Origin of the sequence: Lentzea sp. NPDC092896, from assembly GCF_044754905.1 — a bacterium.
In the GTDB taxonomy this organism is placed as follows: Bacteria; Actinomycetota; Actinomycetes; order Mycobacteriales; family Pseudonocardiaceae; genus Lentzea.
The window spans coordinates 380,360-401,994 of sequence record NZ_JBIVPX010000003.1; the positions used below are offsets into that span (position 1 = coordinate 380,360).

The following is a 21,635-nucleotide window of genomic DNA, read 5'->3' on the forward strand; positions in this document are numbered from 1 at the left end:
TCGAACCTAGTTCAGGCGCCTCACGAGTTTAATGACGATCGCTCGAACGGCCAGCCAGAACAGGGCGGCGAGGCCGAAGTTGACGATCACTCGCAACTTGGCGTCCTCGGGCGAGAAGAGGTCCCTGAACGCGAGCGCCAACGGCTCGGCCAGGGACTTGACCGTACTGGTGATGGGGTTGTCCGGGTTGGCCCCGCCGACGGTGAGCACGACGTGAACGACGAGCACGACCGCCAGCGCGAGGCCGACCCAACTGACAACTCCGGCGGCGATACCGACCACACGCGTCCGCATACCGCCGGAATCTACTACTCAGTAGCGTGACACCGCACGCGCGAGCAATCCGGTCACGACCAGCCAGAACACGGCGGCAAGACCGTAGTTGAGGAAGACGTCGAGGTTGTAGTTGCCAGTGTTGAAGAGACCCGGGAAGAACAGAGCAAGGGGCTCGGCCAGGGACTGGATGAACTTGAAGAACGCGTTCGCCTGGTTCGCGCCCAACACGATCATCAGGATGTACAGCACTTCGATGAATGCGAAGAGCGCGCCGATGCCGCTGATCACGCGGGAAGCCGTGCCGCGGCCACTGGTGGTACGTAATCTGGACATACATGAACTTTTCCCGGGTACGCGCGCGTCAAAACTTGCAAAGTCACCATCTTCAGCAATCGTGACCTGCACGTATCAACCGGTTGCGCCGTTCCGCGCAACGACGCGGCCGACTGGACCAGCGGCAGCCACGAAGCCGAAGGCGAGCCGTCTTTACCGTGCGGTCCGGGTGGGGTGGCTTCGTCACGAGTCGTGCCACAGCTCTTGCTGCATGCGAGGAGGGGTGTCAACTCGACACGCTTTTCGTCGAGTTGACACCCCTCCTCGCATGTGGCCCGCTCTTGGCTCGACTCGTGACGAAGCCACCCCACCAACGCGCCCCACAAAGCAACGCGCCTCCGCCCAACGCAACAGGCGTGCCATCAACCCGCGCATGGCGTAGACCCCGGCTTTTGATCAGATTGGCGGGGTCTGGGGCGGAGCCCCAGGAATCAGCCGCCACAGAACGCCCTCAACCCAACCACCTACGAACTCGCAACGCGCAGCCGCCAACGCAACCGGGGGACGACCCACAAAACCGACGCGCCCGCGACACGGCGGATCCCACGATCCGGTCCCTGAGTTTCCATCCCGCCCCGATCTGTGACTACTCTGTCCGACGTGTGGCGTTCCCTCCTGCTTCGCTGCCGTGACGGGGTCTGATCAGACCGGCCCCCCGTCGCGGGCCTCAGCGTTGCCGCCGGTCGTTCCCGTAAACGACCCGCAGGAGCACAAAAATCATGACCTCAGACGAGGCCTTCACCACCACCGCGTTCGAGTCGGCTGACGCCTACACCTCGGGCACGAGCCGGATCCGCAAGCCCTCCCGCCCGGCCCCGGACACGCAACAGTCCTGGAACCGCCAGCTGGGCAGCAGCATGCCGTTCCACCGCTACCGCCCGTTCAGCGAGCTGGTCGAGGTCATCGACGTACCGGACCGCACCTGGCCGACGAAGAAGATCGATAAGGCCCCGCTGTGGTGCGCGGTGGACCTGCGGGACGGCAACCAGGCCCTGATCGACCCGATGTCGCCCGCGCGCAAGCGCAAGATGTTCGACCTGCTGGTCCGCATGGGCTTCAAGGAGATCGAGGTCGGCTTCCCCGCGGCGTCCCAGACGGACTTCGACTTCGTCCGGGAGATCATCGAGGACGGCGCGGTGCCGGACGACGTGACGATCCAGGTGCTGACCCAGTGCCGCGAAGAGCTGATCGCGCGGACCTTCGAGTCGCTGCGGGGCGCGAACAAGGCGATCGTCCACTTCTACAACTCGACGTCGATCCTGCAGCGCCGGGTGGTCTTCCGCTCGGACCGCGACGGCATCAAGAAGATCGCCACCGACGCCGCGAAGTTCGCCAAGCAGCAGGAGCAGGACTACCCGGAGACCGACTTCCGCTACGAGTACTCCCCCGAGTCCTACACGGGCACGGAGCTGTCGTACGCCCTGGAGGTCTGCAACGCGGTCAGCGCGGTCATCCAGCCCACGCCGGAGAAGCCGCTGATCATCAACCTGCCGGCGACCGTCGAGATGGCCACGCCGAACGTCTACGCGGACAGCATCGAGTGGATGAGCAGGAACCTCGACAACCGCGAGGCGATCATCCTGAGCCTGCACCCGCACAACGACCGCGGCACCGGTGTCGCGGCCGCCGAGCTGGGCTACCTGGCCGGGGCGGACCGCATCGAGGGCTGCCTGTTCGGCAACGGGGAGCGCACCGGCAACGTCTGCCTGGTCACGCTGGCCATGAACATGTTCAGCCAGGGCATCGACCCGCAGATCGACTTCTCCGACATCGACGAGGTCCGGCGCACCGTCGAGTACTGCAACCAGCTGCCGGTGCCCGAGCGCCACCCGTACGGCGGCGACCTGGTCTTCACCGCGTTCTCCGGTTCCCACCAGGACGCGATCAAGAAGGGCTTCGAGGCCCTGGAGGCCGACGCCAAGGAGGCCGGGCAGCACGTCGACGACTTCCTGTGGGAGGTCCCGTACCTGCCGATCGACCCGAAGGACGTCGGCCGCAACTACGAGGCCGTCATCCGGGTCAACTCGCAGTCCGGCAAGGGCGGCGTGGCGTACCTGATGAAGCAGGAGCACCACCTGGACCTGCCGCGGCGCCTGCAGATCGAGTTCTCGAAGGTGATTCAGGAGGTCACCGACACGCAGGGCGGCGAGATCAACCCGAAGGAGATGTGGGACGCCTTCGCGGACGAGTACCTGCACGGCCGGGTGCCGCTGTACCTGCTGAAGCACAAGGCTTCCTCGGACGGCAGCGGCCGCGAGGAGATCACCGCGACGCTGCTGATCGACGGCGACGAGCAGGAGATCACCGGCTCGGGCAACGGTCCGATCGCGGCCTTCGTCGACGCGCTCGCCTCGGTGGGCTACGACGTGCGGGTGCTGGACTACGCCGAGCACGCGCTGTCCGCCGGTGACGACGCCCGCGCCGCCGCCTACGTCGAGTGCGCTGTGGGCGACCGCGTGCTGTGGGGCGTGGGCATCGACAGCTCCACGGTCGCCGCGTCGTTCCGCGCGATCGTCTCCGCGATCAACCGCGCTAACCGATAGCGAGGGACGGGGAGGACGCGTGCGGCACGAGTTGCCGCGGCGCGCCCTCCCCGTTCGCCTGCACGGCCCAGATGCCCTCACCCGGCAGGCCGTAGGCGATGGTGTCGTTGTCGAGCCACACGACCTGGTCGTCGATCCCACGGGTCTCGGCCAGCGGTGTCTCCACCATCGTGGTCAGGTCCAGCACGTGCTGCCGCCACGGGCGTGCGCCGTCGCCGAGCACGCGCTTCTTGAACGCCACCCGCTTGCCGTCCGGCGAGAGCGACGGACATTCCACGTTCTCCCGCAACGTCTTCGCGGACTCGTCGGAAGCATCGCCCTGGATCAGGTGCGTCTTCCCGCCGCTGCTCATCGTCGCGTAGTAGGTGCGGTCGTCGGAACTGAAGGTCACGCCCCAGAAGTTCATGTCGTTGACCGTCTTCACGCCGGCGATCCGGGTCCCCTCGATGTTGCTGGAGTACACGTCGGTCTCGGTGTCGAGGATCGCCGTACGCGTCGAGAACGTGCCGGCCTGCGAGTACGAGTCGCCGGTGACGAACGTCGTCCACGACGCCATCCGCCCGTCCGCCGACAGCTTGGCGCGGTTCGGGACGCCGTCGACCTCCACGCGGCGGCGTTCGGCCAGCCCGCGATCGACGAACACGGCGGTCGCGCCCGGCAACGGGCCGGAGGCGTCCGCAAGGCACAGCCCCTGCCCGGCCGCCGTGTAGAAACGCTTGCAGGACAACGAACTGAGCCTGCGCGGACCGGTCGGGTCGGTCAGCGGCACTGAGGCCACCTTGCCGCTCACGTCGTCCACGAACAGCAGCCGTCCGGAGGACAACTCGACCGGCCCCTGCTCCACGGCGACGGAAACAGCGTCCGGAGCGCGCAGGGCGTAGGCGGTGGCGCCCGCGCCCAGCGCGATCACAGCAAGTACGACGATCAGGATCCTCACCAAGCGAACCACGTCCAAAGAGCGCCGAACAGCACGGAAGAGGTAGCACGGGCCAGCACCTGCCCGGTCTGGAGCAGGGCCAGACCGGACGTGCGCAGCTCGTCGGGGATCATCGGTCCGGCGACGGCCATCAGCACGCCGTCCGTGCACGCGTAGAACAGGCCGTGCAGCACCAGAACACCGATGAGCAGGGAAATCCCGGAAACACCTGCCAGCAGCACGTACGCGCCGAGCAGCGCGAGATGCCCGACCAGGAAGATCCGCCACCGGCCCACGCGATCGGCCAGTGAGCCCAGCGGCACGGCGGCGAGCAGGTACACGCCGGCCGTGCCGAGGGGCAGCAACGCGATGTAGGCGAGCTCGACGTCGAGCTTCTTCTGCAGCAACAGGTAGATGAACCCGTCGCCGAGCGTCAGGAACCCGAGCCCGCACGCGACCAGGCAGACCCGCCGGAACGGCCTGGACCGCAACAATCCGAACGCCGACCGCAGCGACACCGCGACGCGTGGCAGCACGTCCCGGTGATCACGCACGAACAGCACGAGCACCAGGAAGCCCAGTGCCGCAAAGCAGAAGCTCACCACGAACACCACGTCGTAACGAGCCGGAAGCGTCCACAAGAGACAGAACGCCAGCAGTGGGCCGAGGAACGCGCCCACGGTGTCCATCGCTCGATGGACACCGAAGGCACGTCCCAACGCCGAAGGCTCGCTGCTCAACGTGATCAGCGCGTCCCTCGGCGCGGTGCGCAAGCCCTTGCCGGTCCGGTCCCCGGCCAGCACGAGCCCCATCGCGGTGGCCGAGGTCCCGGCGGCGAGCAGGCCGAGCTTGCCCAGCGCCGAGATCCCGTACCCGAGACCGGCCACGAACTTGCGCCGTTGCCAGCGGTCCGCAGCGTGACCACCGACAACGCGAACCAGTGCCGTCACACCGGTGTAGATGCCGTCGAGCACACCGAACTGCAGCGGGGAGAACCCCAGCCCCAGCACCAGGTACAGCGGCAGGATGGCGGTGACCATCTCGGACGAGACGTCCGTGAGCAGGGACACCGCGCCCAGCGCGAGCACGTTGCCCGCGATCCTGCCGGTGCCACCAGAAGCCGGAGCTTGCCTTGCGGTTGCGATGTACACGACGGCCTCCGATCAACGGTCAGACACGACTAGCGGCAGTTGTAGGGACCGGCCTTGTCGCGCACCTTGCCCGCCGTGTCGATGACCTCCCACGAGTAGGAGCGACCGGACAGGGTGAACTTCACGACGCCGTGCGAGTCCGCGAACCACTTCTCGACACCCGTGCGCGGCTTGACGTTGTCGTACAGGTAGTCACCGCCGATGCCGACGATCGCGGCGCGCAGACCGTTGGCCTCGTCGACCGCACCGCTCTTGTTCAGCGGCTTCAGCCGCTCGTAGTGGTGGTCGTGACCGTTGAGCACCAGGTCGGCCTTGGCGTCCGCGAACGCGTTCCACACCGGGGCCATCACGGACTTGTCGCCGTACTCGCCCGAGTTGAACCTCGGGTGGTGCCAGTAGCCGACGACGCACGCCTTGGTGTTCGCGGCCAGGTCGGCCTTCAACCAGTTGAGCTGCGTGGAGTCGGCGCCGGTGTCGTAGAGCTTCTGCGAGTCGAACGACACGAAGTGGAAGTCACCGGCTTCCCAGCTGTAGTACGGCTTCCCGTTCGGGAAGGCCTGGGCGCCGAAGTACGACTTGTAACCGTTGAGGTTGTCCTCCCACTCGTGGTTGCCGGTCGCGGGGTGCGTGATGTTCTTGAACTTGCCCCACGACTTGTCGTAGTGCGCCTTGAACTCCGCGATCGTGCCGCTGTCGTACTGGTTGTCGCCGACCGTGAGGACGTGGTTCGGCTTGATCTGGTCGATCAGCTTCGCCGTCTCGTAGTGCTCGGTGTTCGTCAGCGACGCGATGTCACCGGCGGCGACGACCGTGATGGTGTCGCCGGGCGCCGCTGGCAGCGTGGTCGCCTGCACCGAGTTGCTCGCCGGGCCGAGGTTGCCGGCCGCGTCACGGGCCTTGACGGTGTAGGTGAACGCCGTGCCGGACGCCAGCCCGCTGTCGGTGAACGTGGTGCCGGTGGGCGTGCCGACGACGCTGCCGTTGCGCAGGACGTCGTAGCTCGTCACGCCGATGTTGTCGGACGCGGCCGTCCACTGCAGGCTGACCGAGCTCGACGTGGTGCCGGTGCTCGCGAGCCCGGACGGCGCGGTCGGCGCCGAGGTGTCACCACCGCCGGAACTGCCCCAGACCTCCAGCTCGAAGAGCGAGTAGCCGTAGGCGGTGCCGCGCTTGGTGCCGTAGATCCGCACGTAGCGGCCCGACGCGGTCAGGCTCGTCTCGTCGACGCCACCGTTCTGACCGGTGAGGGTCTTCTTGGTGCTCCACGTCGAGCCGTCGGCCGAGGTCTGGATCTTGTACTCGGAGGCGTACGCGGCCTCCCAGTTGAGCTTGACCTTGGAGATGGTGGCCGTGGCGCCGAGGTCGACGGCGATCCACTGGGGGTCGACGCCTTCGAGACTCGCCCAGCGGGTGGTCGAGTTGCCGTCGACGGCGTTGGCGCCGCCGAAGGTCTCGGCCTCTGCCGACGAGATGGTGGTGGGCTTGTTGGCGGAAAGCAGGGAATCAGCCGCGTTAGCCGTGCCTGAGGCTGCGATCTGAGGGACCACCAGCGCGAACAGGGCTATGGCGACACCAGCTCTGGTGTGCTTTTTGATCACTTCGTTCCTCCTGGGCGAAGGGCGGCGGTTCGAAGGATTGGTAAACAAGCTTTCCAATTGAGTTCGGACGTTAACGGCGGCCGAACGCGCAGGCCAACGGCAGAAGCCGGGCACCAACCCCGGACAGGGACACCAGAGGGCACATGACCTGCATCACACCTGGCAGGCGGCACCGCGAGTCATCCGCGCGAACGACGCGCGTCACGCCCAGTCATGCCCTTTCGGGCAACGGACGGGGCCGTTCGGCGGAGCCGTGTGTGGTTCCTGTGGGCACGCTGAAGAAACACCCAGGTCGGGATTGTTCACCTGGGTCACGTACGTTCACCGATCATGAGCACCGCAGCCAGCCTCGTAGTGCTGTTCCTGGTCGCCGTCGTGCCGTTGGCACCGACGGAGGCCGTGCTCATCGGCGCCGGTGTCCTGGCCGCGTCCGGTGAGGTGCCGCTGTACCTGGTGGTTCTCGTCGCCGCGGCTGGTTGCCTGGTCAGCGACTTGATCAACTTTACCGCAGGGCGCCGGATGGGGATGCGGGCCCTCGACAAGGTCAACAAGAACACCAAGGCGCGGGCCATGGTCGTGTGGACGGCCGACCAGCTCGCAACCAAGGGCGAGACGATCCTCATCGCGGCGCGGTTCCTGCCCGCCGGCGGCATCGTCGGGGCACTGCTGACGGGCGCGCTGCGGTGGCCGCTGCGGCGGTTCGTGCCGGTCGCGGCGCTCGGGTCGGCGCTGTGGAGCCTCTACCCCGCCACCGTCGGGTACATCGGCGGTCAGCTCGTCGACGAGGCGTGGCTCGCGATGCTGTTGTCGTTCGCCGTGGCCACGCTCATCTCCATCCCGGTCGGCATGGCGATCCGTGCGCGCAACGCCAGCCGCACTCTCTCGTACGCCGAGGCGTCGTCGTAGAGCACCGCGAACCGGTCCGCCGCCGCCAGCAGGGCGTCCACCTCGAACGCCATCTGGGCGTCGCCGCACAGCCGTTCCAGCAGTGAGATCCAGCGCAGGTTGAAGAGCATCAACGCGTCGCGCACGCGGCCGGGGCGGGCGGCGAACTCCGAGCGGGTCACCACGAAGAAGCAGCCTCCGGGGAACACGCGGCGCTTCGAGTAGTCGAGCCAGCGGTCGGCGAGGTCCAGCAGCCCACCGCCCGGCATCACGACCTCGTGCGCGAAGATCTCCGCCGCCGTGTGCACGGTGCAGATCTGCAGTTCTTCCTTGGCGCCGAAGTGCGAGAAGACCCCGCTCTTGCTCATGCCGAGCTCGACCGCGAGCCGCCCGATCGTGACGCCCTCAAGGCCGTCGACCGACGCGATCTCCGCCGCGCGAAGAAGGATCGAGCCACGACTGTCCATCCACCGAGAACAGCGGACGGCCCTGGAGAAACGAACGGGGCCACCTCGAAGTGAGGTGGCCCCGGCCGGAGAACGAGTACTACGGGTTCAGCGCTTCGGTCACCGAAGCCGGTCCCACGAGCGGGACGTCGGGCGACAGGCCGTCGTCCTCCTCCACCAGGATCGGCTTCACCTCGTGCGCCTGGATCTCGCCTGACCGGATCTGCTCGGCGTAGTGGCACGCCACCTTGTGACCCGGCTTGAGCTCACGCAGCACGGGACGTTCGGTGTCGCACTTCGTCGCCTGCCGCCACGGGCACCGGGTGTGGAACCGGCAGCCGCTGGGCGGGTTCGCCGGCGACGGGAGGTCGCCCGCGAGCAGGATCCGCTCACGCCGGTCCTCGACCACGGGGTCGGGCACCGGGATCGCCGACAGCAGCGCCCGCGTGTACGGGTGCAGCGGCTCGGCGTAGAGGTCCTCCGAGGAGGCCTCCTCGACCAGGCCGCCGAGGTACATCACGCCCACGCGGTCGGAGATGTGCTTCACGACGGCGAGGTCGTGCGCGATCACCAGGTAGGTCAGGCCGAACTGCTCCTGGAGCTCCTCCATGAGGTTCACGACCTGCGCCTGCACCGACACGTCCAGCGCGGACACCGGCTCGTCGGCGACGATCAGGTCCGGCTCCAGTGCCAGCGCCCGCGCGATGCCGATGCGCTGCCGCTGACCACCGGAGAACTCGTGCGGGTACTTGCGCAGCGCCGTGGTCGGCAGGCCGACGGCCGTGAGCAGCTCGCGGAGCCGCTTGTTGGTCGACTCCTTGCCCTTGTCCAGGCCGTGCGCCCGCAGGCCCTCGATCAGGATGGACTCCACGGACTGCCGCGGGTCCAAAGAGGACAGCGGGTCCTGGAACACCATCTGGATCCGGCGCCGCATCTTGCGCAGGTCCTCGCCCTTGAGCTCGGAGAAGTCCTGCCCGTCGAACACCATCTTGCCCGCGGTCGGCTCGTTGAGCCGCAGCATCGCCCGCCCGAGGGTGGACTTGCCGCAACCCGACTCGCCGACGAGGCCGTACGTCTCGCCGCGCTTGATCTCGAGGTCGACGCCGTCGACCGCGTAGACGTAGCCGACGTTGCGGTCCATGAACACGCCCCGCTTGATCGGGAAGTGCACCTTCATGTCCTGCACGGAAACCAGGGTCTCGCTCATACCGGCACCTCCTCGGTGGCGGGAGTTCCCGGCACCACCGGGTTGTGACAGCGGAGCAGGCGACCCAGCTGGTCTTCTTCCGCAGGGGTCTCCGTGCGGCAGATGTCCAGCGCGTTCGGGCACCGGGGTGCGAACGCGCAGGCACTCGCCCACGGGATGTTGTCCGCGACGGAACCCTTGATCGGCGTCAGCTTCGAGTGCCGAGCGGCGTCGAGGCGCGGGATCGAGGCCAGCAGGCCGTGCGTGTACGGGTGGCGCGGCTCGGCGAAGAGCTTGTGCCGCATGGCCTTCTCGACCACCTTGCCGCCGTACAGCACGTTCACCTCGTCGCACAGGCCGGCGACGACACCCAGGTCGTGGGTGATCATCACGAGCGCGGTGCCGAGGTCCTGCACCAGTTCCTTCATCAGCGACAGGATCTGGGCCTGGATGGTCACGTCCAGCGCCGTCGTCGGCTCGTCCGCGATCAGCAGCTTCGGCCGGCACGCGAGCGCGATCGCGATGAGAGCGCGCTGCCGCATACCGCCGGAGAGCTGGTGCGGGTATTCCTTGAGCCGCCGGTTCGGGTCCGGGATGCCGACCTTGTCGAGCAGGTTCTTCGCCTCGATCATGGCTTCCTTGCGAGGCATGCCGCGGTGCCGTTCGAGCACCTCGGTGACCTGGATGCCGATCGGGACGACGGGGTTGAGCGAGGACAGCGGGTCCTGGAAGACCATGCCGAGCTCGCTGCCGCGCTTGTCGCGCATCTGCTTGTCGGACAGCTTCAGCAGGTCCGTGCCGTCGTAGGTCACGCTGCCGGAGACCTGGGCGCCGCGCTTGGGCAGCAGACCCATGATCGCCAACGATGTCACGGACTTGCCGCAGCCCGACTCGCCGACGAGCCCGACCGTCTGGCCGGGCTCCACGTCGAAGCTGACGCCGTCGACCGCGCGGAACGGCTCTTCGCCCTTGCGCTGGAACACGACGGAGAGGTCACGTACTTCGAGCAGTGCCACGACGACTCACCGCCTGTTCTTCGGGTCGAGGGCTTCACGCAGGGTCTCGCCCATGAGCGTGAAACCGAGCGCGACGATGATGATGCAGATCGCGGGCCACGCGGCGAGGTGCGGATGGGTGTCGAACACCTTCTGCACGTCACCGAGCATCTGACCCCACTCCGGCGTCCGGTCGTCCGGGTTGCCGAGGCCGAGGAACGACAGCGCGGCCGCCTCGATGATCGCCGTGGCGAGCACCAGGGTGGACTGGACGATCACCGGGCCGAGCGAGTTCGGCAGCATGTGCCGGAACACGATCGCGCCCTTCTTCACGCCCAGAGCGGTCGCCGCCAGCACGTGGTCGCTGTGCCGTTGCGCCAGCATCGAGCCTCTGAGCAACCGGGCGAACACGGGGATCTGCACGATCGCCACCGCGAGGATCACGGTGAACTGGCTCGGCCGCGCGAACATCGCCGCGATCGAGAACGCCAGCAGCAGCGACGGCAGCGAGAGCATGACGTCGACGACGCGCATGACGAGCGAGTCGACCCAGCCGCCGATCGCACCCGCGAGCGTGCCCAGGATCAGGCCGCCGGACAGGCCGATGATCGTCGCGCCGATGCCGACGATCAACGTCTGCTGGGAGCCGATCAGCAGGCGCGACAGGAAGTCGCGGCCCTGAAGGTCGCCACCGAGCGGGTGGCCCGGCTGCGCGGGCGGGATCTCGTTGCGCGCCTTGATGACCTGGTCGATCAGCATGGGGGTGGCCGGGTCGTGCGGCGCGAGCCACGGCGACAGGATCGAGACCGCGACGAAGATGCCGATGATCGTCGCGCCGATCAGGAACACCGGGCTGCGCTTGAGCCGCTTCCACGCGCTGGCCGCGAGCGAGACACCCGCGGTCTCGGCGAGGCCGTCGATCTTGTCCTTCTTGGTCACTCCAAGTGCCACCGGTCTCACCTCGTCCTGATGCGCGGGTCGATGAGCGCGTACGAGAGGTCGACCAGCAGGTTGACCACGACGTAGACGCTCGTGGCCATGATGATCAACAACAGCAGCACCGGATAGTCACGCCGCTCGAACCCGATGGCGAGCGCCTCGCCGACACCGGGGAACGAGAACACCTTCTCGGTGAGCACGGCGCCGGAGAGCAACGCACCGGTCTGCAGGCCGATCGTCGTGACGACCGGGAGCATCGCGTTGCGCAGCACGTGCCGGCGGCGGATCACCGGTGCGGTGAGGCCCTTGGACTCGGCCGTGCGCACGAAGTCCTCGTCGAGCACGTCGAGGACGGCCGCGCGGGTGATCCGGAAGATCACCGCGAACGGGATCGTCGCCAGCGCGATCGCCGGCAGGATCAGGTGTTCCAGCGCGTTGAACGTCGCGTCCCACTCGCCGGTGATGATGCCGTCGAGGGTGAAGAAGCCGGTGACGCGCGTGGCGTCGATGGCGTCCTGACGACCGCTGGACGGCAGCCCGAGCGAGGACGACGCGACGCCCTTGAGCACGTAGGCCAGGAAGAACACCGGAACGGCGACACCGATGAGCGAACCGACGACGCTGAAGTTGTCGAACCAGCCGCCGCGGCGCTTCGCGGCCATGTAGCCGAGCGGAACGCCGACCGCGATCGCGATGACGATCGCGAAGAAGCTCAGTTCGAGCGTCGCGGGAAATCTCTGGATGAAGATGTCGAGCGCCGAGTCACCGGGCTGAACACCGGTGGAGACGCCGAAGTCACCGGTCGCCGCGCGACCGAGGAATTTGAAGTACTGCAAGACGATGGGCTGATCGAGGCCGAGCTGCTTGGTGAGCTCTGCCGCCTTCTCCGGGGTAGAACGATCTCCCAGGAGGGCCGAGACCGGCCCTCCTGGGAGTACGCGCAACCACGCGAAGAGCAGCAGCGAGAGCACCAGCACCACGCCGACCAGCTGAATCAGCCGTCGAATGGTGTAGCGGAGCACTTGAGCTACCCCGTTGTTCTCTTGTGGTGGGAGCTAGCCGGCTCAGCCCTTGGAGACTGGGCCGAACTTCTCGTCGGTCAACGGGCTGGGAACGAGACCCTTGATGTCCGACTTCAACACCAGAGCGGGCGGGGAGTGCGAGATCGGGATCGCGGGGAGGTCCTCCTCCATGATCTTCTTGTTGATCTCTTCGTACAGCTTCGTGCGGTTGGCCTCGTTCGGCTCGGAGTTGGCCTTGGCCAGGTCCGCCGCGAGGGTGGCGCCCCAGGGCGACACACCGGTGTTGAAGCGGTTGTCGGTGCGGCCGAAGAACGTGCCGACCCAGTTGTGCGCCGTGCCGTTGTCGCCGGTCCAGCCCAGGAGGAACAGGTCCGGGATACCGCCGTCGACGTCGGTCAGGTAGCCACCGTTCCACGGCTTGGTGACCACGTCGATCTTGATGCCGGCGGCCTGCAGGTCACCGGAGATCGCGCCGAACAGGTCCTTCGGGGACGGCATGTACGGACGCGTGACCTCGGACGGCCAGTAGAACTTCAGCGTCAGGTCGGAGGCACCGGCCTCGGCCAGCAGCGACTTCGCCTTGGCGGGGTCGTAGCCGACGGCCTTGAGGTCCTTGTTGTAGCCGTTGACGGTGTCCGGCATGAACTGCGTCGCGACCTTGGCGCCCTCGGGCAGCTGCGACTTGACCAGCTGCTCGCGGTTGATCGCGAACTGCAGGGCCTGACGGACCTTCAGGTCGGCGAGCTTCGGGTTGTTCTTCTGGTTGATGCCCAGGTAGAACACGTTGAACGCCGGACGGATCGCGACGTTGAAGCCGTCGGTCTTCAGACCGGCCCAGTCCGCCGCGTTCGGCAGGTCGTAGCCGTCGATGTCGCCGGCCTTGAGCGCCTGCTTGCGGGCGGTCTCGTCCGGGATGATCTTGAAGACGATCTTGTCCAGCTTGGCCTTGGTGCCGTGGTAGGTGTCGTTCTTCACCAGTTCCACGGTGTTGTTGGCCTTGTCGTACTTGCCGAACTTGAACGGGCCCGTACCGGTCGGGTGCTCGTTCGCGTAGGCCGGGAAGGTGAACGCGTCACCGGCGGCCTGGACGTTGTCCGCGTCGTACTTCTTCAGCGCGTCAGGGCTGGAGATGGAGAACGACGTGAAGCCGAGGACCGACGGGAACTGCGAGGTGACCTCGTTCAGCTCGACCACCGCGGTCTTGGCGTCCTTGGCCGTGCAGGCCTTGAACAGCGAGGGCTTGTCCGGCGTGCTCGCGAAACCGCCGAAGTTGTCCAGCCAGTACTGGGAGACGGCGTCAGAGGTGCCGGCGCCCTTCTGGTTGTACCAGCGGTTGAAGTTGAAGCACACGGCCTCGGCGTTGAAGTCCGTACCGTCGTGGAACTTCACGCCCTCCTTGAGGGTGAAGGTCCACGTCTTGCCATCTGCGCTCGGCTCGTACTTCTCTGCCAGCGCGGGCTCGACCTCGGCGGTACCCGGCTTGAAGCCGACCAGACCCTCGAACATCTGGCGGGAGACCCGGAAGGTCTCACCGTCGGTCGCGTAGAACGGGTCGAAGAGCTTCGGCGCACCGGCGGCGCCGAAAGTCAGCGTCCCGCCTTCCTTGCCGCCGCCGCCTGAGTCGCGCTGGGATTGCGCGCAACCGGACAGGGCCAGCGCACTGACGCTGAGAAAGCCGATCACGGCAACCCAACGGCGGCGAGCCGTTACTGAGTGGACCATCAAACACCCCTTGGACAATCCGCACATCTCACGGTGTGGTCGCCGACCATAACCGTTGTACATACCCCCTCCGGGGCATCTCAGGTCACGATCCGGCCACTAGACCAGGCATTCTGATACGTCCGGCGCACGGCCGCTGACCCAACGTGAGCACTGCAGATGCGTCAGACGCTCTCCTAGGCTGTAGAAACAACAACGACACGCGGAGGAGGTCGCATGAGCAAGCTGGTCGAGTTCCGCGTGCTCGGCCCCCTCCAGGTCCTCCTCGACACCGAACCTCTGCTGGTCAGAGCCGGTAGACAACGTGCGTTGCTGGTGTCGCTGCTGCTGCGCGCGGGCACCTCGGTCTCCGTGGACGAACTCGCCGGAAACGTCTGGGGTGAAGATCCACCCGCACGTGCACGCGCGACTCTTCAGACATATGTGATGCGTCTCAGACAGCTGCTCGGACCGTCCGTGCCGATCAGGACCGTGCCCGACGGATATCTGATCGACGTCGACGAGAAGACGATCGACCTGATGCGCTTCGAACCCCTGATCGAACAGGGTGAGCAGGAGCGCGCCGCCGGGAACCTGCAGGCCGCCTCGGCCGCGTTCGCCGCCGCCCTCGGGCTCTGGCGAGGTCCGGCCCTGGTCGACGTGCCGTCGGAGATCCTGCACCGCGACGAGGTGCCGCGGCTCGACGAACGCCGCCTGCACGTGCTGGAACGCCGGGTCGAGGTCGATCTCGAACTGGGCCGGCACGGCGAGCTGGTCGCGGAACTGTCCCGGCTGACCAGCGAACATCCGCTGCGCGAGCGGTTCTGGGCGCAGCTGATGGTGGCGCTGTACCGCTCCGGCAGGCAGAGCGAGGCCCTGGCCGCCTACCAGCGCGTGTCGCGGTTGCTGGGCGACGAGCTGGGCATCGATCCCGGCGACGAGCTGCGGCGCGTGCACGGCCAGGTGCTGTCCGGGTCGATCGGCGCGGTGGCTCGGGTTCCGTCCGGCACGCCGGTGGTCGCCGCGAAGCCGGAACGGGTCGTGCCGTCGCAGCTCCCCGCGGACATCCCCGACTTCGTCGGCCGGGACGAGGCCGTGTCGCTGATCGTGGCGTTGCTGCGGACCGCGCAGGGTGTGCCGGTCGTCACGCTGGCCGGGCCGCCGGGCGTGGGCAAGACGGCGTTGGCCGTGCACGCGGCGCACCGGATGCGCGCCGACTTCCCGGACGGCCAGCTGTACGTCAACCTGCGCGGATACGCCCCCGGACCGCCGTTGAGCGCGGTGGACGTGCTGCCGCGGTTCCTTCGTGCGCTCGGGACCGAGCCTGATCAGGTGCCGCTGGACCAGGACGAGCAGGAGGCGATGTTCCGGTCCACGCTGACCGGTCAGCGCGTTCTGCTGCTGCTGGACAACGCTTCTTCCGCAGAGCAGATCCGTCCGCTGCTGCCGGGGTCGCCGGGGTGTGCGGTGCTGGTGACCTCTCGCGACACGTTGCGCGGACTGGCCGTCTCGCACGCGGCGTCGAACGTGCGGCTCGACGTGCTCGACTGGCACGAGACGAAGTCACTCCTCGCAGGCATTCTGGGTGCGGACGAGGTCGCGTCCCAAGAGGACGCTGCGCTGGAACTGGCGGCCCTGTGCGCGCATCTGCCATTGGCTTTGCGTATCGCGGCCGCGAACCTCGTGTCGCGTCCGGAGCTGTCCATCGCGGACTACGTGGAGGAGTTGCGGGCGGGCAACCGGCTCGCCGCGCTGGCCGTCGAGGGCGACGAACGGGTCGCGGTGCACGCGGCGTTCGACCTCTCCTACACGGCGTTGAAGCCTGAGCTCGCGCAGATGTTCCGGTTGCTGTCCCTGGTGCCCGGCACGGACTTCACGCCGGAGATGGCCGCCGCGTTGAGCGGGCTGACCACCCAGGACGCTCGGCGCCGGCTCGACCGCCTGGCCACCGCGAACCTGATCTCGAACCACGCGCCGTCGCGCTACCAGTTCCACGACCTGCTGCGCGACTACGCGGCCGAGCGCCTGGCGTTCGAGGAGGGCCGCGCGGACTCGCGTCTGTCGTTGCGACGGCTGCTGGACTGGGCGGTGCGCTCGGTCGACAACGCCACGTCCGCGATGAAGTCGACGCTGTTCCGCTTCCCGCGCCCCGCCCCGGTGGACAGCGTGGTGCCGCGGACGTTCAGCACCTCCACCGAAGCCCTGACCTGGCTGGACGTCGAGCGCGCCAATCTCGTCGCGTTGGTCGCGCACGCCGTAGAACGTGACCCGGAGAACTCGCCGTGGCAGCTGGCGGACGCGCTGCGCGGCTACTTCTACACGCAGAGCCTCACCGCCGAGTGGCGTGAGACCGCTCGGGCCGGCTTGTTGGGTGCTCGTGCGCCGCGGGACGAACTCGGCCAGCTCGCGATGCTGTCGTCGCTGGGCACGCTGTACTGGGTGACCGGCCAGCACCGGAACGCACTGGGCTACTACCAGCAGGCCATCGCCCTGCAGGAGCACATCGACCTGCCCCAGGCCGAGGCCGCCGTGCTGTCCAACGCCGGCAGCGTCTACATCGACCTCGGCGAGCTCGAACACGCCGCGGACCACCTCGAACGCGCCCTGGTGATCGCCCGCCGGGTGCGCGCGCCCCAGGTGCTCGCGAACGCCCTGTTCAACCTCGGCGGCGTCTACATGCAGCTCGGCCAGCTCGACCGGGCCGCGTCGACGTTCGAGGAGGCGCTGGAGGACGGCAAGCGCCTCGACTCGTGGATCCTGCAGGCGAACTCGATGCGCGCGCTCGGCGAGGTGCAGGCGTGGCGCGGCAAGCCGGATCTCGGCGAAGACTACTTCGTGCGCGCACGTGAGCTCTACGAGCGTGCGGCGGCCCGCAACTTCGGCCACACCATGCACGAGGGCATGGCCATCACGCTGATCATGCGCGGCCGCTACGAGGAAGCCGCTGTCGAGGCCTCCGCCGCCATGCAGATCGCGCAGGACCTGGAGAACGTCAAGAGCGTCTGCGACGCGCAGAACCTGCTCGGCCGCGCCCTGGAGGGCGGAGGTCGGTACGAGGAGGCGCTGGAGCAGTTCTCGTCGGCGCTGGCCATCGGCGTGGAGACCGGCTACTCGTGGGGCATCTGCTCGGCGCGGCGCGGCCTGGCCTCCTCGTACCGCGCGGTCGGCCGTTACGAGGAAGCGCTCTCCACCGCCACCGCCGCGCTGGTCGAGGCGGGCCGATCCCAGTTCCGCCTGGCCGAGATGGAGGTGCTGCTCGTGATCGGGCGCACCCACCTCGACACCTCGGACGCCGCCGGTGCGCTGGAATGCGCGTTGCGGGCCGCGTCGGTCGGTTCGGACTCCGGTCACCGCTGGGTGTTCGGACGTGCGCTGCAACTGGCCGGAGACGCGTCTTTCATGCTGGGTGACTCGGAGTCCGCTCGATCGCACTGGTCGTCGTCGCTGGAAGTGTTCAGCGCGATCGGAACTCCCGAGGCTTCCGTCGTCCAGGCTCAGTTGCTCGACGTGACAACGTAGTCAGCTCTGGCCCTGGTCTCGTCGACCGCGAACCAGCCTCTTTCGTATTGCTGCCAACGGATGAAGTGTTCGCGTTGGTGTTCGCCGTCGCGTTCTACCGCGCGTTCCAGCCGTTGCTGTTCGGTTCCGTGGTCCACGAAGATGGCGAGGCTCAGGCGGGTGTTCGCCTTCCTGGCGCTGGAGAAGCCTTCCAGGATGATCGTCCCTTGTGGAGCTAGGACGACCTCGTCGCCTTCTCCGATGCACGGAAACCCTTGGGACCAGTCGGTTTTCCGGTAGCGGCCTTCGCGGCCCTGTTCTACTTCGTCGAGCGCTTGCTGTAGCCGCGGCCACCACTTCGTCGTGGGGTCGTCCCAGGTGGCGAAGTGGTCGGTGCTGATCAGCTGGGCGTTCAGCTGGTGCGCGAGGTTCTTGGCGAACGTGGACTTTCCCGCACCGGACGGACCGTCCACCGCGACCAGGCGAGTGCCGCCCAGCCGCGATGGGGCCGTTGCTACATGCTCCGGCGACCAGATAGCGCACGCCCCAGCGTCAGCTCGTCCGCGAACTCCAGGTCGCCACCCATCGGCAGCCCGCTCGCGAGCCGCGTGACGGAGAGCCCCGGGAAGTCCCTGAGCATTCGCACCAGGTACGTGGCCGTGGCCTCGCCCTCGGTGTTCGGGTCCGTGGCGATGATGACCTCGGAGATGTCGACTCCGTCGGTCGCCGTGCCGATCCGGTTGAGCAGCTGCCGGATCCGGAGCTGGTCCGGCCCGACACCACTGAGCGGATCGAGCGCGCCACCGAGGACGTGGTAGCGGCCCCTGAACTCCCTGGTGCGCTCGATCGCCTGGACGTCCTTGGGTTCCTCGACCACGCAGACCAGCGCCAGGTCCCGCTTCGGATCGCGGCAGATCCGGCACCGCGTCTCCGCCGACACGTTGCCGCAGACGTCGCAGAAGACCACGCCCTCCTTGACCTTCTGCAACGCCTGCTGAAGCCGCTCGATGTCAGCGGGCTCCGTGGCGAGGAGGTGGAAGGCGATGCGCTGCGCGCTCTTCGGGCCGACGCCCGGGAGCCTGCCCAGTTCGTCGATCAGGTCCTGTACCGGGCCCTCGTACATCTCTTAGCCGAGCAATCCGCCGAGGCCGCCCTGGGCGAGCGGGCCGAGCTTCTGCTCCACGAGTGCCTGGGCGCTGGCGTTGGCGTTCTTGATCGCCGTGATCACCAGGTCCTGGAGGGTCTCGACGTCCTCCGGGTCCACGATCTTGGGGTCGATGGTGAGACTGACGAGCTCGCCGCCGCCGGTGACCGTCGCGGTGACGAGGCCGTTGCCCGCGTTGCCGGTGACCTGCGTTTCGGCCAGCTGCTGCTGGGCTTCTGCCATCTGCTGCTGCATGTTCTGGGCCTGCTGGAGCAGGGCCTGCATGTCAAACTGACCGGGTTGCACCGCTGGTCCTCTCGGTGGGGCTTTGGTTGTTGGTCCAGGGTACGGGGGTGGTGGCCGCCTTCGGCGGACGCGTCGGTTTTGTGGGTCGTCCCCCTGGTGGGTTGGCGGGTGCCGGTTTGTTGTCCGTGGGTGGGTTGGGTTGCGGGCGTTTGCTTGCGTTGATTCCTGGGGCTCCGCCCCAGACCCCGCCAATCTGATCAAAAGCCGGGGTCCACGCCACGCGTAGGTAGATGGCACGCCTGTTGCTTTGGGCGGAGGCGCGTTGCTTTGAGGGGCGCGTTGGTGGGGTGGCTTCGTCACGAGTCGAGCCAAGAGCGGGCCACAGCTAGGAAGGGATGTCAAACGGACGAAAAGCGTGTCCGTTTGACATCCCTTCCTAGCTGCAGCAAGAGCTGTGGCACGACTCGTGACGAAGCCACCCCACCCAGACCGCACGGTAAAGACGGCTCGCCTTCGGCATCGCTGGAGTGTCAGACCTCGTCGCTAAGTTGGGTCGCGGGGGATCCAACTTCGAAGGGGACCCCTGCGCCAGCATGCCGTCCGAGTCCCGCGCCGAGGCACCCTGCCGCCCGGCTTGCGGGCGGTTAAGCGTGGCGGTCAGGCGTGGGCGGTTAGGCCTTCTTCAGTGGGCGGGCGCCTAGTTCGTCGGCCAGGAGTTGGAGCATTACCGACTCCGGGTCCTTGGCCTGGACCTCGTTCACCTTGTCCGGGTCTGCCGGGCGGGCGGCCTCGGCCAGCATTGCCTCTTCGTCGTCCGGTTCCGGCGGGAGGGGGTCGTCGGGCTCCGGGGGCTCCGGCGGGGGTGGGACGTCGTCCATCGGCTGGCGCGGGGCCTGGGATTGTTGTGGTTCTGGTTGTGGGCGGGACTGTTGGTTGTTCTGGGCCTGGCTTGGGCGGGTTGGGGCTGGGCGGGCAGCCTTGGCCGGGGTTGATTGTTGTGCGGCCGCGCCTGGGGTGCCGTGGGTGCAGCGGACCTGCCAGGTGCCGCCCAGCACTGAGGACAGGGCCGTGGCGATGGCCTCGGTGTTGCGGGACTCAGCCAGGCGGCGCGCCAGTGGGGCCGAGGTGTGGGTGATCGTGACGACGTTGCCGTCTACCTCGCTGACCATGGCGTTGGTCAGCATCGCCTCGGTGCTTCGGCTCGTCGCTCGGACCGCGGCCAGCAGTTCGGACCAGATTCGGCGGACCGCCGTCGCGTCCATTGCGCCGCTGGCGGACGAGGCTGCCGGCTGCGGCGGTGCGATCGGTGCCGCTGCCGGGGCTGCCGAGGCGGCGGGCGTGGGCTGTGCTGGAGCAGGTGCCGCGGCGGGAGCCGGGGTCGGCGTCGGTGCCACTGCCGGTGCTGGAGTGGGAGTGGCGGGCTGGACCGGAGCCGGGGCCGCGGCGCGCGGTGGTTCCTGTTGCCTTGGCTGTTCTGGCTCTGCCGGCTCCGCCGGTTGCTGGGACCTTCGGGTGAAGACCGGGGCGCCTGCCTGAGCCGGGGCTTCGCCCGGAGCTGCTGCGATGGTGGCCGGAGGGCGGCGTTCCAGCTGTTCCAGGCGTTGGAGGAGGGCCGCTTCCGACTGGCTCACCGACGGCAGGAGCATGCGGGAGACGAGCAGTTCCAGCAGGAGGCGCGGGGCGGTGGCTCCTCGCATGTCGACCAGGCCGGCGTGGACGATCTCGGCGTAGCGGGTGAGGGCCGCCGGGCCGATTCGTTCTGCCTGGGCCGACATCGTGGCCACTTCGTCGTCCGGGGCGCTGACCAGGTTGCGTTCTGCCGCGTCCGGGACCGCGCAGAGCAGGACCAGGTCGCGGAGGCGGTCGAGGAGGTCCGAGGCGAAGCGGCGGGGGTCGTGGCCGGCGTCGACCAGGCGGTCGATGGTGCCGTAGACGGCGGCGCCGTCGCCTGCGGAGAGGCCGTCGACGACGTCGTTGATCAGGGCCGAGTCGGTGACGCCCAGGAGTGAGATGGCTCGTTCGTACTTGACGCCGTCCTCGCCCGCGCCGGAGAGGAGCTGGTCCATCACGGACTGGGTGTCTCGGGCCGAGCCGCCGCCCGCGCGGATCACCAGCGGGAAGACCGACGGTTCTACGGCCACGCCTTCCGCGGCGCAGTTGCGCTCCAGCAGGGTGCGCATGACGCCGGGCGGGATCAGGCGGAACGGGTAGTGGTGCGTGCGCGAGCGGATCGTCGGGAGGACCTTGTCCGGCTCGGTCGTCGCGAAGATGAAGATCAGGTGCTCTGGCGGCTCTTCCACGATCTTCAGCAGGGCGTTGAAGCCCTGCGTGGTGACCATGTGCGCCTCGTCGATGATGAAGACGCGGTACTTCGACTCCGCCGGGGCGTAGAAGGCCTTGTCGCGCAGGTCGCGGGCGTCTTCCACACCGCCGTGCGAGGCCGCGTCCAGTTCCACGACGTCGACGCTGCCGGTGCCGTTCGGCGCGAGGCCGATGCAGCTGTTGCACTCGCCGCACGGGTCGGGCGTCGGGCCCTTCACGCAGTTCAGCGAGCGGGCGAGGATGCGGGCCGACGACGTCTTGCCGCAGCCGCGCGGGCCGCTGAACAGGTACGCGTGGTTCACCCGGCCTGCCGACAAAGCGACGCGCAGCGGATCGGTCACGTGCTCCTGGCCAACGACCTCGGAGAACGTGGCCGGACGGTACTTGCGATACAGAGCGAGCGCCACGCCCGGAACAGTACCGGTGGCCACCGA

The 21,635-nt window shown here is 67.9% G+C and carries 16 protein-coding genes and 2 pseudogenes; 3 read left to right on the plus strand and 15 right to left on the minus strand.

What is annotated here, in order from left to right; all coding sequences use genetic code 11:
* Positions 1–6: 6 nt before the first annotated feature.
* Together ACIQF0_RS17530 and ACIQF0_RS17535 are read right to left on the minus strand one after the other, a co-directional pair.
* Positions 7–294: a hypothetical protein gene (locus ACIQF0_RS17530; RefSeq protein ID WP_330271566.1), complete on the minus strand. Its 288-nt coding sequence runs from the start codon at positions 292–294 to the stop codon at positions 7–9.
* Between the two features lie 18 nt (positions 295–312).
* The gene (locus ACIQF0_RS17535) at positions 313–609 is read right to left on the minus strand and encodes a hypothetical protein (RefSeq protein WP_360045945.1); all 297 of its coding nucleotides are present in this window, start codon (positions 607–609) and stop codon (positions 313–315) included.
* A gap of 719 nt (positions 610–1,328) precedes the next feature.
* On the opposite strand from ACIQF0_RS17535, the gene leuA reads away from it, so the two are divergent.
* Positions 1,329–3,152, plus strand: a complete 1,824-nt coding sequence (leuA, locus tag ACIQF0_RS17540; RefSeq protein WP_401030545.1) for a 2-isopropylmalate synthase — start codon at positions 1,329–1,331, stop codon at positions 3,150–3,152.
* On the opposite strand, the gene ACIQF0_RS17545 is transcribed toward leuA, so the two are convergent.
* From ACIQF0_RS17545 to ACIQF0_RS17555, 3 genes and pseudogenes are all read right to left on the minus strand, one after another.
* Positions 3,142–4,089: a hypothetical protein gene (locus ACIQF0_RS17545; protein WP_401030546.1), complete on the minus strand. Its 948-nt coding sequence runs from the start codon at positions 4,087–4,089 to the stop codon at positions 3,142–3,144. The two genes, leuA and ACIQF0_RS17545, sit on opposite strands and share 11 nt — an antisense overlap.
* A gap of 11 nt (positions 4,090–4,100) precedes the next feature.
* Positions 4,101–5,219, minus strand: a pseudogene (locus tag ACIQF0_RS17550) (MFS transporter); the annotation flags it as partial.
* 29 nt (positions 5,220–5,248) lie between these two features.
* Positions 5,249–6,817: a discoidin domain-containing protein gene (locus ACIQF0_RS17555; RefSeq protein ID WP_401030548.1), complete on the minus strand. Its 1,569-nt coding sequence runs from the start codon at positions 6,815–6,817 to the stop codon at positions 5,249–5,251.
* A 330-nt stretch (positions 6,818–7,147) separates the two neighbouring features.
* Here ACIQF0_RS17555 and ACIQF0_RS17560 point away from each other — a divergent pair.
* Positions 7,148–7,567, plus strand: a pseudogene (locus ACIQF0_RS17560) (DedA family protein); the annotation flags it as partial.
* A 20-nt stretch (positions 7,568–7,587) separates the two neighbouring features.
* On the opposite strand, the gene ACIQF0_RS17565 reads toward ACIQF0_RS17560, so the two are convergent.
* The 6 genes from ACIQF0_RS17565 to ACIQF0_RS17590 all read right to left on the minus strand — a co-directional run bounded on the left by ACIQF0_RS17565 (position 7,588) and on the right by ACIQF0_RS17590 (position 14,012).
* On the minus strand, positions 7,588–8,169 hold the full coding sequence (locus ACIQF0_RS17565; RefSeq protein ID WP_360045955.1) for a helix-turn-helix domain-containing protein: 582 nt from the start codon (positions 8,167–8,169) through the stop codon (positions 7,588–7,590).
* A gap of 79 nt (positions 8,170–8,248) precedes the next feature.
* Positions 8,249–9,355 (minus strand): ABC transporter ATP-binding protein, encoded by a 1,107-nt coding sequence (locus ACIQF0_RS17570; RefSeq protein WP_401030550.1) that lies wholly within the window; start codon positions 9,353–9,355, stop codon positions 8,249–8,251.
* Positions 9,352–10,350 (minus strand): ABC transporter ATP-binding protein, encoded by a 999-nt coding sequence (locus tag ACIQF0_RS17575; RefSeq protein WP_360045959.1) that lies wholly within the window; start codon positions 10,348–10,350, stop codon positions 9,352–9,354. The genes ACIQF0_RS17570 and ACIQF0_RS17575 overlap by 4 nt, the downstream gene beginning before the upstream one ends.
* 6 nt (positions 10,351–10,356) lie before the next feature.
* Positions 10,357–11,280: an ABC transporter permease gene (locus ACIQF0_RS17580; protein WP_360045961.1), complete on the minus strand. Its 924-nt coding sequence runs from the start codon at positions 11,278–11,280 to the stop codon at positions 10,357–10,359.
* Positions 11,281–11,285: 5 nt separating this feature from the next.
* Positions 11,286–12,290 (minus strand): ABC transporter permease, encoded by a 1,005-nt coding sequence (locus ACIQF0_RS17585; RefSeq protein ID WP_360045963.1) that lies wholly within the window; start codon positions 12,288–12,290, stop codon positions 11,286–11,288.
* Between the two features lie 42 nt (positions 12,291–12,332).
* Positions 12,333–14,012: an ABC transporter substrate-binding protein gene (locus ACIQF0_RS17590; protein WP_360045965.1), complete on the minus strand. Its 1,680-nt coding sequence runs from the start codon at positions 14,010–14,012 to the stop codon at positions 12,333–12,335.
* A gap of 216 nt (positions 14,013–14,228) precedes the next feature.
* Here ACIQF0_RS17590 and ACIQF0_RS17595 point away from each other — a divergent pair, with 216 nt between their 5' ends.
* The gene (locus ACIQF0_RS17595) at positions 14,229–17,510 is read left to right on the plus strand and encodes an AfsR/SARP family transcriptional regulator (RefSeq protein WP_401030554.1); all 3,282 of its coding nucleotides are present in this window, start codon (positions 14,229–14,231) and stop codon (positions 17,508–17,510) included.
* Here ACIQF0_RS17595 and ACIQF0_RS17600 read toward each other — a convergent pair.
* From ACIQF0_RS17600 to ACIQF0_RS17615, 4 genes are all read right to left on the minus strand, one after another.
* Complete coding sequence (locus tag ACIQF0_RS17600) at positions 17,486–17,962, minus strand: uridine kinase (protein ID WP_401030556.1); 477 nt, start codon at positions 17,960–17,962, stop codon at positions 17,486–17,488. The two genes, ACIQF0_RS17595 and ACIQF0_RS17600, sit on opposite strands and share 25 nt — an antisense overlap.
* A 41-nt stretch (positions 17,963–18,003) precedes the next feature.
* Entirely contained in the window at positions 18,004–18,612 is a 609-nt protein-coding gene (recR, locus tag ACIQF0_RS17605) for a recombination mediator RecR (protein WP_330271580.1), read from the minus strand.
* A gap of 3 nt (positions 18,613–18,615) precedes the next feature.
* Positions 18,616–18,918 carry a YbaB/EbfC family nucleoid-associated protein gene (locus ACIQF0_RS17610; protein WP_360045980.1) on the minus strand — a complete coding sequence of 101 codons (303 nt, stop codon included), beginning with the start codon at positions 18,916–18,918 and terminating at the stop codon, positions 18,616–18,618.
* Positions 18,919–19,550: 632 nt separating this feature from the next.
* Positions 19,551–21,608, minus strand: coding sequence for a DNA polymerase III subunit gamma and tau (locus ACIQF0_RS17615; protein ID WP_401030559.1), 2,058 nt, complete (start codon positions 21,606–21,608; stop codon positions 19,551–19,553).
* Positions 21,609–21,635 lie beyond the last annotated feature (27 nt).